The sequence below is a fragment of the Egibacteraceae bacterium genome (genome assembly GCA_040905805.1).
Classification (GTDB): domain Bacteria; phylum Actinomycetota; class Nitriliruptoria; order Euzebyales; family Egibacteraceae; genus DATLGH01.
In genome coordinates, this window is the sequence record JBBDQS010000155.1 from 1 (window position 1) to 15,324 (window position 15,324).

The 15,324-nt window shown below is 71.1% G+C and carries 12 protein-coding genes; 8 read left to right on the forward strand and 4 right to left on the reverse strand.

Features of this window, described 5'->3' with window-relative positions:
* Positions 1-243 precede the first annotated feature (243 nt).
* Entirely contained in the window at positions 244-1,695 is a 1,452-nt protein-coding gene (gene pyk / locus WD250_16825) for a pyruvate kinase (GenBank protein MEX2621879.1), read from the forward strand.
* Between the two features lie 13 nt (positions 1,696-1,708).
* Here pyk and WD250_16830 read toward each other — a convergent pair whose 3' ends face one another.
* A complete protein-coding gene (locus WD250_16830; GenBank protein ID MEX2621880.1) occupies positions 1,709-3,448 on the reverse strand; it encodes a cyclic nucleotide-binding domain-containing protein in 1,740 nt (579 codons plus the stop codon).
* Positions 3,449-3,599: 151 nt separating this feature from the next.
* On the opposite strand from WD250_16830, the gene fabD reads away from it, so the two are divergent.
* Entirely contained in the window at positions 3,600-4,541 is a 942-nt protein-coding gene (gene fabD, locus WD250_16835; GenBank protein ID MEX2621881.1) for an ACP S-malonyltransferase, read from the forward strand.
* Between the two features lie 31 nt (positions 4,542-4,572).
* On the opposite strand, the gene WD250_16840 is transcribed toward fabD, so the two are convergent.
* Together WD250_16840 and WD250_16845 are read right to left on the reverse strand one after the other, a co-directional pair.
* Positions 4,573-5,637, reverse strand: a complete 1,065-nt coding sequence (locus WD250_16840) for an AfsA-related hotdog domain-containing protein (protein ID MEX2621882.1) — start codon at positions 5,635-5,637, stop codon at positions 4,573-4,575.
* A 4-nt stretch (positions 5,638-5,641) separates the two neighbouring features.
* The gene (locus WD250_16845; GenBank protein ID MEX2621883.1) at positions 5,642-6,364 is read right to left on the reverse strand and encodes an HAD family hydrolase; all 723 of its coding nucleotides are present in this window, start codon (positions 6,362-6,364) and stop codon (positions 5,642-5,644) included.
* 228 nt (positions 6,365-6,592) lie between these two features.
* On the opposite strand from WD250_16845, the gene WD250_16850 reads away from it, so the two are divergent.
* From WD250_16850 to WD250_16870, 5 genes are read left to right on the forward strand one after another with little or no spacing between them, the layout of a single operon-like run.
* Positions 6,593-7,378 carry a tetratricopeptide repeat protein gene (locus tag WD250_16850; GenBank protein ID MEX2621884.1) on the forward strand — a complete coding sequence of 262 codons (786 nt, stop codon included), beginning with the start codon at positions 6,593-6,595 and terminating at the stop codon, positions 7,376-7,378.
* Between the two features lie 12 nt (positions 7,379-7,390).
* Positions 7,391-9,112, forward strand: a complete 1,722-nt coding sequence (locus tag WD250_16855) for an acetyl-CoA carboxylase carboxyltransferase subunit alpha (protein MEX2621885.1) — start codon at positions 7,391-7,393, stop codon at positions 9,110-9,112.
* Positions 9,109-9,585 carry an acetyl-CoA carboxylase biotin carboxyl carrier protein gene (gene accB / locus WD250_16860; protein ID MEX2621886.1) on the forward strand — a complete coding sequence of 159 codons (477 nt, stop codon included), beginning with the start codon at positions 9,109-9,111 and terminating at the stop codon, positions 9,583-9,585. The genes WD250_16855 and accB overlap by 4 nt, the downstream gene beginning before the upstream one ends.
* A gap of 10 nt (positions 9,586-9,595) precedes the next feature.
* Positions 9,596-10,945 (forward strand): acetyl-CoA carboxylase biotin carboxylase subunit, encoded by a 1,350-nt coding sequence (gene accC, locus WD250_16865; GenBank protein MEX2621887.1) that lies wholly within the window; start codon positions 9,596-9,598, stop codon positions 10,943-10,945.
* Positions 10,946-10,980: 35 nt separating this feature from the next.
* Positions 10,981-11,598, forward strand: coding sequence for a GAF domain-containing protein (locus WD250_16870; GenBank protein MEX2621888.1), 618 nt, complete (start codon positions 10,981-10,983; stop codon positions 11,596-11,598).
* A 17-nt stretch (positions 11,599-11,615) separates the two neighbouring features.
* Here WD250_16870 and WD250_16875 read toward each other — a convergent pair whose 3' ends face one another.
* Positions 11,616-14,300: a hypothetical protein gene (locus tag WD250_16875; protein MEX2621889.1), complete on the reverse strand. Its 2,685-nt coding sequence runs from the start codon at positions 14,298-14,300 to the stop codon at positions 11,616-11,618.
* Positions 14,301-14,585: 285 nt separating this feature from the next.
* Here WD250_16875 and WD250_16880 point away from each other — a divergent pair.
* Positions 14,586-15,324 (forward strand): DUF222 domain-containing protein (locus WD250_16880; protein MEX2621890.1); only part of this gene is annotated, 739 nt, incomplete at its 3' end.

The window sequence follows — 15,324 nt, forward strand, 5'->3', positions numbered from 1 at the left end:
ACGTCACGAAAAACGGGCCGCGACACGCCCCAAACCGCATTTTGCGACAGCCTGTGAGACCCCATCTACCGGCCGGTGACCAGGGACGGGCATTGGCGTCGGGACCAGTCGTGACGTGAGCGACGTCACTGGCGACCCACGCGACCCAGGTGACCGGGATACGGCTTGCGTCGCGCCCCGGGGATGTACCATCGGCGCACACGGGGACGGCCGAGCGGCCGGCCGGTGACGGGAGGCGGCGACATGCCCTGGGACCAGGCCGTCCGTCTGAAGCGGCGGCGCACGAAGATCGTGGCGACACTCGGGCCCTCCTCCGCGGATGCGGCGACGATCGAGCAGCTCATCCTGGCCGGGGTCAACGTCTTCCGGCTGAACTTCTCGCACGGCGACCACGCGACCCACGGGGCCACCTACGCCGGTGTGCGGCAGGCGGCAACGGCCCTCGACGCGCCGGTGGCCGTGCTCGCGGACCTGTGCGGCCCCAAGATCCGGGTGGGGCGCTTCGAGGACGGGCAGATCGCGCTGGTCGACGGCGAGCCGGTGACCGTCACCGTGCGCGACGTGGTCGGCACCGCCGGCCTGATCCCCTCGCAGTACGCCGAGCTCGCCGCCGACGTGCGACCCGGCGTGAGGATCCTGCTCTCCGACGGGCTGCTGGAGCTGCGGGTCGACGCGGTCGAGGGTCCGGACATCGCCTGCACCGTCGTGCACGGCGGCGTGCTGAAAGACCGCAAGGGCATCAACGTGCCGGACCTGGCCTTGTCGGCACCCTGCATGGGCGACAAGGACCGGGCGGACGCCCGGTTCGCCGCCGACCTCGGGGTGGACTACGTCGCGCTGTCCTTCGTCCGCCGCCCCGAGGACGTGGCGGAGCTGCGCACCGTGCTCGGGGGCGAGCTGCCCGCCCGGGTCATCGCCAAGATCGAGCATCCCGCAGCACTGGAGGAGATCGACGCCATCGTGGCGGCGGCGGACGGGATCATGGTCGCACGCGGCGACCTCGGGGTGGAGCTGCCGCCCGAGGACGTCCCGGTCGCGCAACAGCGGCTGGTCGCCCTCGCCCGTGCGCACCGCAAGCCCGCGATCGTGGCCACGCAGATGCTCGAGTCGATGATCGAGCACCCGCAGCCCACACGCGCTGAGGTCTCCGACGTCTCCACCGCGGTGTTCAGCGGAGCGGACGCCGTCATGCTGTCCGCCGAGACCGCCAGCGGACGCCATCCGGTCGAGGCCGTATCGATGATGGACCGCATCGCCCGGCGGGTGGAGTCGCACCTGTGGTCCGACCGGGGATTCCTGACGCCCGATGAGGAGGCCCCCGGCCGGTACGCCCTCGGCGATGCGGTCGCCCGTTCGGTGGCCCAGCTGTCGCGCGACCTCGGCGTCCGAGCGATCGTGGTGTTCTCCGAGCAGGGCGGGACGGCGCGGGTGCTGTCGAGCGCCCGGCCCGCCGCGCCCCTGCTCGCGGTCACCTCCTCGCAGCGCACGATGCTGCAGTGCGCCCTCCTGTGGGGCGTCGAGCCGAAGGTCGTCGACCAGGTGACCGGCGAGTCCTACCGCGCCGTCGCCCGGCAGCTCGTGCGCGACATGGGGCTTGCCGAACCCGGCCACCACATCCTGGCGATCGCCGGGTTGGGCACCGGGTCGGGTGCGCGCGAGGGCGACGAGCCGACCACGACCATCCTGACCGTGTGAACGGCCCACCGGCTCACTGGCGGGGCCACTCCCGGAGGTCGACGGCGTACTGGTCGAGATCCAGATCCGTTCGCGCCACGCCGTCGCGCAGGCCCTGCGCTGCGACGGCGGAGGCGACCTCCGGCAGCAGTCGCCGGTCGAAGGGCTTGGGGATGAGCGCCTCGTGCCCGAACGCCAAGTCCCCGGGGGCGTAGCCGGCGTCCGCGGTGACCGGTTGCTGAGCGAGAGCCGCGATGGCCCGGCTGGCGGCGTGCTTCATGCCCTCGGTGATCGCGGTGGCACGGATGTCCAATGCGCCCCGGAAGATGTACGGGAACGCCAGGACGTTGTTGACCTGGTTCGGGTGGTCGCTGCGCCCGGTGGCGATGATCACGCCGGCGCGGGTCTCCCGCGCCACGCCGGGGTCGATCTCGGGCACCGGGTTCGCCAGGGCGAACACGATCGGTGTCGGCGCCATCGATCGGAGCATGTCCGGGCTGAGCACGCCGGCCGCGCTCACACCGACGAACACGTCGGCACCCTCCACCGCCTCGGCCAGGGTGCGCGCCGCAGTGTCGCTGGCCACGTCCTGCAGGTAGTCGTGGCCGGCGCGGCCGGTGAACACCACCCCCTTGCGGTCGGTCATCACCAGGTGCTCCCGCCGCACCCCGAGGCCGAGCAGATAGACGGCCGACGCGAAGCCCGCCGCGCCGACACCCGAGAACACGACCCGCACGTCCTCGATCCGTTTGCCGACCAGCTCCAGGGCGTTCATCAGCGCCGCGCCGATGATGATGGCGGTCCCGTGCTGGTCGTCGTGCATGACGGGGATATCCAGGCGGCGCTTGCACTCCCGTTCGATCCAGAAGCAGTCCGGCGCGGCGATGTCCTCCAGGTTGATGCCGCCGAAGGTCGGCGCGATGCGCACGACGGTGTCCACAAAGGCCGCAGGATCGGTCTCGTCCACCTCGATGTCGAAGGCGTCCACATCGGCGAACCGCTTGAACAGGACCGCCTTGCCCTCCATGACCGGTTTGGACGCCAGCGCCCCGATGTTGCCCAGTCCGAGCACCGCGGTGCCGTTGCTGACCACCGCCACGAGGTGCCCCTTGCCCGTGTAGGCATAGGCGCGGTCTGGATCGTCGTGGATTGCGACGCATGGCTCGGCGACCCCAGGCGAGTAGGCCACCGAGAGATCCGCGGCGGTCGCGCTCGGCTTGGTGGACGCGACCGCGAGCTTGCCGGGCTTGCCCAGCGAGTGGTACGCGAGCGCCCAGTTCGAGAGGATCTCCTGACGCAGCTGGCGGTACTCGGCGAGGGCCACCGCCAGCGCCGAGTCGTGATCGACGGCCCGCTCGGCCAGGTGCAGGTCCAGGCCGCGCAGCCGATCGCCCAGGAGCGCGCCGAGCTGCTGCACGAGCTTGACCGCCGCGGGACGCTGCCGCAGGACGAGCGGCTGCAGGCGCTCGTCGCTGATGGCGAGCAGCGTCGTGTCGTGGACCGCCCGGATCGTGGCGACCCGCCGCTGACGGTTGAACAGGGCCATCTCGCCGAAGACCCCGCCGGCCCCCAGCCGTGCCGCCACGTGGTCGTCATGGACCACTTCAAGGCTGCCCGCCGCCACGACGTACAGGTGCGTCGCCACGTCGCCCTGCCCGAAGACGACGTCGCCCACGGCGACGTCCACCCGCTCAACCAGCGTGGCGATCTCGGCGACCTCGGCGTCGTCCAAGGTGTCGAAGACGCGACACTCCCGCAGAGCCGCGACATCCATACGTGCGACACTCCCCCTCGAAGTGCGGCGGTCGCGCGGCGACCGCCATGCCCGTCGAGTGTCGACCGCCGCTGCGGACGCGTCAAGCGCGACGCTTGACGGCATCGCCTCGGGGACGATTCGATAGGTCCACGCGACAGGGGAGACGACGATGACACGGACGGTGTTCATGTTCCCGGGGCAGGGATCTCAGAAGGTCGGCATGGGTCGAGACTTCGTGGACCGCTACCCCGAGCTGCAGTCGCGGTACTTCGACGCCGCCGACGAGATCCTCGGCTTCCCGATCTCCACGCTGTGCTTCGAAGGTCCGGAGGAGGACCTGCGCCGGACCGACAACACCCAGCCGGCGATCTTCCTCGTCAGCATGGCGATCCTCGATGTCCTGCGCGCCAACGGTGTCGAGCCGGCGGCGGTCGCGGGGCACAGCCTGGGCGAGTACTCGGCGCTGGTGTGCGCCGGGGTCCTGGACTTCGCCGACGGGCTGCGGCTGGTCCGCCGCCGTGGCGAGCTCATGGCGGGCGTGGACCAGCGCACGCCCGGAGCAATGGCCGCAATCATCGGCCCGCCGCCGGAGGCGGTCGAGGAGTTCTGCGCAGCGGCTCGCGAGTCAAGCGGCGGCATCGTCGAACCGGCCAACTACAACGAGCCCGAGCAGACGGTGATCTCCGGCCAGGACGAACCGGTGGAGGCCGCGATGAGCCTCGCCGACGAGGCCGGCGCCCGCGTGGTCAAGCTCCAGGTGGGCGCGCCCTTCCACTGCAGCCTGATGGATGTGCTGGCCGACGAGTTCGCCGCGGCCCTGGACGCCTGCACGTTCCGAGACCCCACCCTGCCGGTGGTGGCCAACGTGACCGGCGACTACGTGCGCACCGCCGACGAGGTGAAGGCGGCCCTGCACCGACAGGTGGCGGGTTCCGTCCAGTGGACCGCCACCTTGCGGCTCCTGGCCGGTGACGGCTACGACACCTTCGTCGAGGTCGGACCGGGGCGGGTCCTCTCCGGCTTCTCTATGAAGGTCAACCCGGACCTGACGGTCCACAGCGCCGGTCAGGTCCGCCGCTTGGAGAAGGTGCTGCCCGAGCTCGCCGGCTAGGCGCTCAAGTAGCGAAGCGGCAGCGCCCCCACTAGCCGGAGAAGCCGCGGACGACCATCCTGGCGGTCGTGACCTTCGGGTTGCCGGGCTGGGACAGCGTCAGGCTCACGGGCACGGCCAGCACGCCGTCCTGCTCCGGTGTGGCCCGGCCGACCGCCACGTCGCAGTCGAGTGGCAGCTCGAGCTCGGCGAAGCCGAGGAACTTCGTGCGCGCCGACGCGATGGTCGCGCCCGCCGGGGAGACGCCGTGGTGGTCATGGGCCGCCACGAGCGCCGCCTGGCGCATGACCTCGAGGTGGACGACACCGGGGATGTGGTCCATCGGGTGCTCGAAGAAGTGCGGGTGCAGCGTGTCGACGTGCGCGGCGCAGCGGTAGGCCCCCGGCGCCGCACCGTTGCGGAGCTCGCCGATCATGACGTTGTCGGGATCGCGGCGGCCGACCCGCTCGGGTGCGATGGGCTCGACGACCCGCGGCTCGTGGTCGGTCAGCGGCTTGTCGTCGCGCATGTCCCGGCGCCACGCCTTGTAGGGACCCTTCTCGTAGGCCGACGCCATGCTGGTGGCCCGCGCCCGGACCACGCCGTCGATCTCGAAAGTGAGCTCCGCGAGGACCGTGAGGCCGCCCTCCTCCGTCTCGCGGTTGCGGTAGCGCACGTCCACGATGACCGGCACCGGTCCCGGGCTGCGAGCGTTGGGGACGGGATCGACGAGCTCGAGGTCGAACTTCAGGAAGACCGTCGCCCAGTCCACCGGCGCGCCCTCGTACTCGTGCATCGTGGCGATGCCGGCCTGGCGACCGAGCTCGGTCAGGAAGGCGAGGTCGTAGTAGGTGTGCGCGGGCTCCGCCGCATCGTTGACCAGGGTGTGGGTCCGTGGCACGTGGCCGGCGCAGCGGTAGTGGTGCTCACCCACCTGGGCGATCTCGGTCAGCCAGACGGCCTCGGGCCCCGCCTTGTGGACCAGCTTCCGCGGGATGCTGCGGTCGAAGGCGGGCTCGGAGGGAGCAGCCGTCGTCGACGCCCCGTCGGGCGGGCTCGTCTCAGCGTCGGTGGACGGGTCCATGGTCTCGCCCCATTGCTCGTCAGGATTCGTCACCACCTTAGTGTTCCATGCTCGAGCCTTCCGTGAACGTGCGGGGACGCGAAAGGGGGCCGCCGAGCAGGTAGGCCACCGCTTCGGAGACGTTGGCGACGATCACGTCGCCGGCTTGCGGGTCGAGCCGCACGAGGTCGTCACGGCCGGTGAGCACACCGAAGTTCCAGCCCACACGGGCCTCGCGGCCGGCGGCGAGATCGCCCGCCGTGTCCCCGATGCAGGCGACCTCCGCGGGGTTGGTGACCCCGGCGCGGCGCATCGCCATCCCGGTCATCGACCCCTCGTCGGTGCCCGCCAGCTCCCCCGAGGACACCGTACCGGCGAGGTAGGCGTCGAGACCGGTGACCGCGAGGAGCTGGCTTCGCAGCTCGACCGCGAAGTTCGTCGTCGCCACGACCAGCACGCCCGCCCGCCGCAACCAGGCAAGGGCGTGTCCCACCCCGGGCAGCGGTCGGTAGCGGCCGTCAAGGATGTCGTGGCGCACCTGGGTGGCGAACCCGCCCAGCGCCTTGCCCGCCACCACCGGGTCCACGCCTGCGGCTCTGGCGGCAGCCTCCAGCGCGGCCTTGCGGTTGCGACCCCGCAGCTCGTCGAGGAGCGTGGCCGTCGCCGGGATGCCGGCCTCGGCCAGCGCGGACTGGACCGCGGCGCTGACCAACCATCCTTCGGCGACCATCGTGCCGCCGACGTCGATGACGGCCAGCCGCGCCCGGGAAGCTGCGCGCATGCCTGCCCTCCCAAGGGTTGCGTTCCCGTACCGGGCGACCATACGGGGCCGACGGCAGGCGCGCTGTCCGCGAGGTCCGAGCGGCGGGCTCGTGGCGGGGCACGAAGGGGAACAAGGCGGGTGTGTGCGCGGCGGCTGGATCAGGGACTTGACCGGCCCCGGACCAGGCGCCACGATGGCGGCGTCACGGCGTCGGGTCACCTGCGCCGGGAGGGCGCGGGAGCAGGGGTGGGCAAGCGGGTGGACGAGGGGCTCGAAGATCTCAGGGGACGGGCCGAGGCGGCCTTCGACGCCGGCGCGGACGACGCGGCTGCGTTGCTGCGCCGCCTGACGGAGCTGCAGCCCGACGATGCCGCGGTGTGGCGTGACCTCGGGCTGGCCCTCGTCAACGACGGGGACCTCCTCGCCGCCGACCGGGCCTTGCGGGAGTCGCTGCGCCTCGGTGGTGCCGACCCGACGACGCAGGTCGCCCTCGCACACGTCGTCTTCGCCAAGGGCGACGTGGACGAGGCCGTCACCGTGCTGACTGGGGCGGCGACCCAGTCGGACGACGTCGCTCCCCTGCGCAGCCTCGTGGAGATGTGCCGGGTCGCGGGCCGCCCGCGCGCGGCCCTCGACGCTGCGGAGAAGATCGCCGCCCAGCAGCCCGACGACGTGCTGACCATGATCGACCTCGCCGACCTCTACCTCGACCTGGGCGAGTTCGACGCGGCGCTCGACGCGTTCCGGCGGCTGCGTGACCTCGACGCGGAGCCCGGCGACGCGGTGTACGCCTACCACGGCATGATCGAGGTCGAGATCCGCCGTGATCGGTGGCGGCGCGCCCTTGACCTCGCGATCTCGGCGTCGGCCCTCGATCGCCACCAGCTCACCACCGACGTCCTCGCCTTCGTGACGGCGCAGCTTTTCGGGGATGCGGACCGTCCCGCGCCACCGCGCGAGGAGATCGAACGCCGGATGGTGGAACGCCGGGCGCAGCACCGCCAGGTCCACGTTGAAGCGCTCCAAGGGTGAGGACATGACGACGTGACGCAGGATGTCGCACCACCCCGTGCAGCCGCGGCAGCCGCGGCGGCCTCCCAGTGGCTGAAGTGCCCGTCCTGTGACGCCTTCGTCTACGCCAAGCGACTGGCGCGCAACCTGCGCGTGTGCCCCGAGTGCAGCTACCACTTCCGCATGTCGGTGGCCGACCGCCTCACCCAGCTCCTCGACCCCGACTCCTTCGAGCAGCGCGACGTCGACCTCGAGGGCGCGGACCCCCTGGGCTTCACGGACTCCCGGGCCTACACCGAACGCCTCGAGGCGGCCAGGCGCAAGACCGGCCGGCGTGACGCGGCCGTCTACGGTCGGGGTGCCATCGGCGGCTTCGACGTGGTCGTCACCGCCATGGACTTCGCCTTCATGGGTGGCAGCATGGGCGGAGCCGTCGGGGAGATCATCACGCGCGCCGCGGAGGAGGCGTTGGAGAGCCGCACGCCGCTGCTCATCATCGCCGCCTCGGGTGGCGCGCGCATGCAGGAGGGCTGCATCTCGCTCATGCAGCTGGCCAAGACCAGCCAGGCCCTCGGACGCCTCGGCGAGGAGGGCGTGCTGTCCGCGTGCCTGCTCACCGATCCCACCTTCGGTGGCGTCACGGCGTCGTTCGCGATGCTCGGCGACGTGCTCATCGCCGAGCCGAAGGCCCTGATCGGCTTCGCGGGTCCACAGGTCATCGAGCAGACCATCCGCCAGCAGCTGCCGGAGGACTTCCAGACATCCGGCTTCCTGCTCGAGCACGGGATGCTGGACCTCGTCGTCCCGCGCGAGAACCTCCGCAACGCGTTGACCAAGCTGCTGCGCTTCCACGCGGCGGAGCCCCCCGACGAGCTGCCGACCGGGCAGGGCTCCCCGATGCTGACCGATCCCGACGCGCTCGCGGATCGGCCGGCCTGGGATGTCGTGATGATGGCTCGCGACATCGGGCGGCCGACGACGCTCGAGTACGCCGGGTTCATCTTCGACGACTTCCAGGAGCTGCACGGGGATCGGCTCTATGCCGAGAACGCCTCCATCGTCGGGGGCCTGGCAAGCCTCGAGGGACTCAGCGTCGTGCTGATCGGCCACCAGAAGGGCCACAGCACGAACGAGCTCGTCACCCGCAACTTCGGGATGCCGGAGCCGGAGGGCTACCGCAAGGCGCTGCGCTTGATGCAGCACGCGGCCAAGTTCGGCATGCCGATCGTGACGCTCGTGGACACCCCGGGCGCCTTCCCTGGTCTGGGTGCCGAGGAGCGGGGCCAGGCGGTGGCCATCGCCCGCAACATCATGGAGATGGCCCGCCTGCCGGTGCCCATCGTGGTGGTCGTCACCGGCGAGGGCGGCAGCGGCGGGGCGCTCGCCCTCGCGGTGGGCGACCGGGTGCTCATGCTCGAGAACGCCTACTACTCGGTGATCAGCCCCGAGGGCTGCTCGGTCATCCTGTGGAGCAATGCGGCCGCGGCCCCCCAGGCAGCGCAGGCGCTGCGGGTGCGCGCACCCGATCTGCTGCGGCTGCGGGTCATGGACGGCATCGTCCCCGAGCCCGAGGACGGGGCCCCGAGGGACCCTGTCACGACCGCCGCCAACCTCAAGGAGGCGCTGGTGACCTGCCTGAACGAGCTCCTTCCCCTGTCACCCGAGACCCTCGTCGAGCAGCGCTACCAACGCTTCAGGATGTTCGGCACTCCGGGTGAGCAACCCCTCCTACCCGCACGGGAGCGAGACGAATGACAGACGACAAGCCTGCCGGGGATGCGCTCGTGCGCTCGCTCTGCGAGGAGGCACGCACGTTGGCCTCCGGTCTACGGGGCCCTTTGAGCAAGATCTCGATCAGCGCGGGTGACCACCAGGTCGAGGTGGTGTGGCACGAGGCCACCGGGGGTGCGATGGTCGTCCCGGCGCACCCCGGCGCCGCCCCCGACAGCGCCGTCGCGGAGGAGGACACCGAAGGGCGCCACGTCATCGTGGCCCCCCTCGTCGGCACCTTCTACCGCTCACCGGATCCCTCGGCCGACCCGTTCGTCGAGGAGGGCGACGAGGTCGAGGCGGGCGCCGACGTCGGGATCATCGAAGCCATGAAGATCATGAACAACATCCAGGCCGAACAGGCCGGGACGATCACCAAGATCCTCGTGTCGGATGGTGAGATGGTCGAGTTCGGCCAGGAGCTCATGGTCATCGAACCGGCCGGCGAGGCGCCATGATGGGGTGGCTGTGGTCGACAAAGTACTGATCGCCAACCGCGGGGAGATCGCCCTGCGGATCGCCCGCGCCTGCCGCGAGATGGGGATCGCGTGCGTGGCCGTCTACTCCAGCGCGGACGCCGAGTCCGCGGTGGTGCGATTCGCCGACGAAGCGGTCCACATCGGTCCCCCGGCGACGGCGCGCAGCTACCTGCACATCCCGAGCATCGTGGGCGCCGCCCTGAAGACCGGTGCCGACGCCATCCACCCGGGCTATGGGTTCCTCTCCGAGGATCCCTTCTTCGCGGAGATCTGCGCCGACCACGGCATCACCTTCATCGGACCGCGGCCGGACGTCATGGAGCGCATGGGCAACAAGGCGGTCGCCCGCCAGCTGATGACCAAGGCGGGTCTCCCGCTGCTGCCGGGCACGATCGAGCCGGTGGCCACCGCCGACGAGGCGCAGGACATCGCGGACGGCATCGGCTACCCGGTGATCATCAAGGCGGCGGCCGGCGGTGGCGGCCGGGGCATGACGGTCGTGTCACGCTCGGAGGATGTCCGCCACGACTACCAGACGACGCGTGCCCTGGCGCAGTCGCTGTTCAAGGACAGCGCGGTCTACATCGAGCGCTACCTGCGCAGGTCGCGCCACACCGAGATCCAGATCCTCTGCGACAACCACGGCACGGGCATTCACCTCGGCGAGCGGGACTGCTCGGTGCAGCGCCGTCACCAGAAGCTCATCGAGGAAGCGCCCTCCATCCACCTGTCGCCGGAGCAGCGCGAGGCGATCGGCGCTGCGGCGGTGGAGGGGGCCCTGTCGATCGGGTACACCGGCGCGGGCACCATGGAGTTCCTCCTCGACGACGAGGGCAAGTTCTGGTTCATGGAGATGAACACCCGCATCCAGGTCGAGCACCCGGTCAGCGAGCTGGTCACCGGCATCGACCTCATCAAGGAGCAGATCCTGGTCGCGCAGGGCGAGCCGCTGTCCCACGCGCAGGACGACGTGGAGCTGCGGGGCCATGCCATCGAGTGCCGGATCAACGCCGAGGATCCGGATCATGGCTTCACGCCGGCTGCCGGCCGCATCGAGGAGTACGTCCCGCCGGGTGGTCCCTGGACGCGGGTCGACTCGCACTGCTACCCGGGATGGATGGTCAGCCCGTACTACGACTCGCTGATCGCCAAGCTCATCGTCTGGGCCCCCGACCGCACGCAGGCGATCGATCGGATGGCCCGGACCCTCGGCGAGTTCCGCGTCGGCGGTCCCGGCATCAAGACCACCATCGGCTTCCACCAGCGGGTCTGCGCCAACCCGACGTTCCGCACCGGCGACTTCTACACGGACTTCGTCGAGCAGCACATGAGCCAGTGATGTCGGGACCGACGTCGGGACCGAAGGGAGAGGACATGTCCGAGGCAACCGCGGGTACCGGTCCCGATGACGACCGGGTCGAGGATCTCCAGAACCGCCTTGCCACGGAGACCCAGATCCGCGCGCAGCTGGTGGACCTGGCCGTCCGCCTGAACTCGACGCTGAACCTCGACGAGCTGCTGCAGCTCATCATGGCGTCGGCCGCCGATCTGCTGGATGCGGAGACCAGCTCGTTGATGCTGCTGGAGGAGGAGTCCGACGAGCTCGTCATCGAGGTCGCGACCGGCGACGTCGGTGACAGCGTCGCCAAGACCCGCATCCCCGCCGGCGCCGGCATCGCCGGGTGGACGCTGGCCAACCGCCAGGCCGCGGTCATCGACGACCCCGAGTCCGACGACCGCTTCTTCAGCGACGTCGCCGAGGCCGTCGGCTTCGAGACGCGCAACCTCATCGCCGTGCCGCTGCTCGCCAAGGACCGGGCCGTCGGGGTCGTCGAGGTCATCAACAAGCGCGACCCCGGCGGGTTCACCCCCCGCGACGTGGAGGTGGCGCAGGCGCTGGCCGCCCTCGCGGCGATCGCGATCGACAATGCGTCGCTGTACGCCCAGCTGGCCGACGCCGTGGTGACCGCCCGGATGTCCTACCGCCTCTGAGCGCGCTCTGAGGCCGGTCAGCGGCGCCACTCGTCGATCAGGTTGGCGACGAGGCCGGTCCAGCCCGTCTGGTGCGCGGCTCCGAGCCCGGCTCCCGTGTCGCCGTGGAAGTACTCGTGGAACAGCAGTGTGTCCCGCCAGGAGGGTTGCGACCACAGCTGCGGCCGGTGCCCCCAGAAGGCGCGGCGCCCGTCCTCGATCGTGAAGAGGCGGATCATGCGGTTCGCGGTCTCCTCGGCCATCTCCGCCGGCGTGATCGGCTGGCCGCTCGACGCGGGCGTGACGACGGCGAAGGCGTCGCCGAAGGCCTCCGAGAACCGCCTCAGGGAGCGGATGAGCAGGTAGGAGGTCGGAAACCACACCGGGCCCCGCCAGTTCGAGTTGCCGCCCTTGAGCTTCGCGACGGCCTCGGCGGGCTCATAGCCGACCACCGCGCCGCCGAGCCGGTAGGGCGCGTGCTCGTGGTACTTCGACAGGCTGCGCAGGCCGTACGGCGAGAGGAACTCCTCGTCGTCCCAGAGGCGCTGGAGCACGCGCGCGAGCTGCGGCGGGCTGACCATCGACAGGACGTAGCGGGAGCCGTCCCCCACGGTGTCGAAGCAGGAGTCGCCGACCAGGTCGCGCCGGTGCTCGAGGAACCACTCGAGGTTCTCCCGGAAGTGGGGCCGGCTCACGAGGTCGTCGCCGTCCAGCACCTCGACGGCGTAGAGGGGGATGAGACCCACCAGCGAGCGCAGCCGGAACTTGTGGAACTCCCCGCCGGGGTAGCGCAGCACGTCGTAGAAGAAGCCGTCCTCCTCGTCCCACAGCTGGTAGTCGCGGCCGCCCATGCGCTTGCTTGCCCCGACGATGTAGACGAAGTGCTGGAAGAACTTGGTCGCCAGGACCTCGTAGGCGTCGTTCTCCTCCGACAGCTCGAGGGCGATGCGCATCAGCGACAGGCAGAAGGCACCCATCCACCCGGTCGCGTCGGACTGCTGCAGCACGGCGCCGTCGGGCATCGGCTCGCTGCGGTCCACCACGCTGATGTTGTCCAGCCCGAGGAACCCCCCCTCGAAGACGTTGTTGCCCTCCCGGTCCACCCGGTTGACCCACCAGGCGAAGTTGATGAGCAGCTTGTGGAAGCAGCGCTCGAGGAACGCGCGGTCCGCCTCCCCCTGGCGCTTCCCGGCCTGGTACACCTCCCAGCACGCCCAGGCGTGCACGGGCGGGTTCAGGTCGCTGAACTCCCACTCGTAGGCCGGGATCTGGCCGTTGGGGTGCTGGAACTGCTCGAAGAGCAGCGCCCACAGGTTCTCCTTGGCGAACTCGGGGTCCACGAGCGCCAGGGTCACGCACTGGAACGCGAGGTCCCACGCGGCGAACCAGGGGTACTCCCACGCATCGGGCATCGTCAGCACCCGCATGGAGTTCAGGTGGCGCCAGTGGGCGTTGCGCACACCGCGCCGTGATGCCGGCGGCGGGTTCGACGGGTCGTCGCCGTCGAGCCACGTCGCGACATCGAAGATGTACACCTGCTTGCTCCACAGCATCCCGGCCAGGGCCTGGCGCTGCACCGCGCGCTCGTCGGCGGTGGCCCGTACGGGGTGCACCGCGGCGTACAGCTCGTCGGCGTCGCCGCGCCGTGCGGCCACCACCCGGTCCACGTCGTCCAGTCCGGCGGCCACCGGCGCGTCGGTGAACCGCAGGCGCAGCACGAAGGACCCCTGCGTGGGAACCGTCACGCGGTACCAGAGCGCGGCCTTGGTGCCCTCGCCGTCGGGGTTGACGCAGTCCGCGCCCGCCACGACGTGGCGGTGGAAGGCGTCCGTGGTGTAGGGCGACCGGCTGGTGGCCGGCGGGCCGTACACGCGCTCGGCGTTCGTCTCGTTGTCGGTGAACAGCACGCGATGCGCCTGCGGGCCGAACAGCAGCCGTCGGCCGACCCGGAAGTCGAACCGCAGCCCGTCGAGGCGTGTGCTGTCCCCGTCGTCGGCCGCCACCACGGACAGCCCGTCGTGGTCGTCGACGCGAGCGATGCGAGGGGGACAGCCGGCCGCCGGCCCCCACGACCAGATGTTGCGGAACCACAGCTGGGGCAGCAGGTGCAGCTCGGCGTCCTCCGGGCCGGCGTTGCGGACCTCGATGCGCACGCAGAGATCGTGCGGGGAGGCCTTGGCGTACTCGACCTCGACGTCGAAGTAGCGCCCGTCGTCGAACACGCCGGTGTCCGCGAGCGTGAGCTCCGGGCCGCGGCCCGCGCGACGCCGGTTCTCGTCGACCAGCTGTTCGTAGGGGAACCTCGCCTGGGGATAGCGGTAGAGCATCCGCAGGTAGCTGTGGGTGGGCGTGGCGTCGAGGTAGTGCCAGTGCTCCTTCGCGTCCTCCCCGTGGTTGCCCTCCTGGGGAGTCAGCCCGAAGAAGCGCTCCTTCAGGATCGGGTCGCGCCCGTTCCACAGCACCACGCCGAGCACCAGCTTCTGGTAGCGGTCGCAGATGCCGGCGATGGCGTCCTCACCCCAGCGGTACGCCTTGCTCCGTGCCAGGTCGTGGGTGAGGGAGGTCCATGCGGAGCCGTCCGGACTGTAGTCCTCACGCACGGTGGCCCACGCCCGGTCACCGACGTAGGGCCCCCAGAACCGCCACGGTGCCACCGGACCGGAGAAGGGAGCGGACAGGCGCGTGCCCTCTTCCGTCGTGCCCACCTGCCGGGGCGGGGTCATCGACCTGCGATGCTCGCGTCGAGCACGGCCTCGACGTCCATGCGTCAGCTCCTCATGCGGCCCTTGGCCCGAGCAGCGTCGCAACGCCGAGCAGCACCGCCCCCGCCAGCCTCGGAGCGATGGCATCCCGCAGCCGCCAGGTCATGCACCCACTCTATCCGGCACCACGCCCGACGAGCTCGTCGGGGAGGGCGGCGCGACGTAAGCCGAACACGGGTGCCGTCATCAACAAGAAACCTGTGAATGCCCTTGCGGTCCCCTCCACCAACCCCTATACTCGAACATATGTTCGTATCCAACGGCAGTTCGGCGGCGGGAGCAGCCCCCACAGCGGGGCGTACCCGACCCTGCCGCCCCGCCCGCCGCCGCCCTTCCGGCACCGCCACCCGACAAGGCAGCGCTGGCCTGCTCGCCGCCGAGGATCCCGTCGGCTACCACACCGGCGCTGCCGACACCGCCGAGGAGCGGGTGGACGGTGACCCTCACGGCGCCGGCGCGTGGGGGTGGCCGATGGGCGGCGCCCCCCGCGCCACCGAGGCCCGCGCCCGTCTGACCCGCTGCGCGACGACGCCGGGGTCGCCGTTGGGCGCAGCGGTGGGCGCGTTGGGCGACGCGGTCGACAACCTGGCCGCGACCGCCACCTTGGACACCACGGTCGCCATCCCAGGCCGCGCCGGAGACACGGAGGAGAGCGAGGGGGTTCCCGGCGGGATGGCGGATCCCGGGTTGGCCGGTGAGCACGTGGACGTGGTCGGCGACGCCCTGGTGGCGGTGGCGCATCTGCGGGCTCGGTTGGACGCGTGTGAGCTGGCGTTGCTGGCCGATTTCGACCGGCGTGGCGGCCACCGGGCCGACGGTGCCGTGACCGTGTCGTCGTGGCTGGCGGGGCGCACCGGCACCGACCACTCAGCCACCGCCCGCCAGACCACCACCGCCCGCCGGCTGGCGGGTCTGCCCCGCCTGGCCGGTCACCTGGCCGCCGGTGACATCACCCTGGGCCATGTCACCGCGGTCACCGACCGGT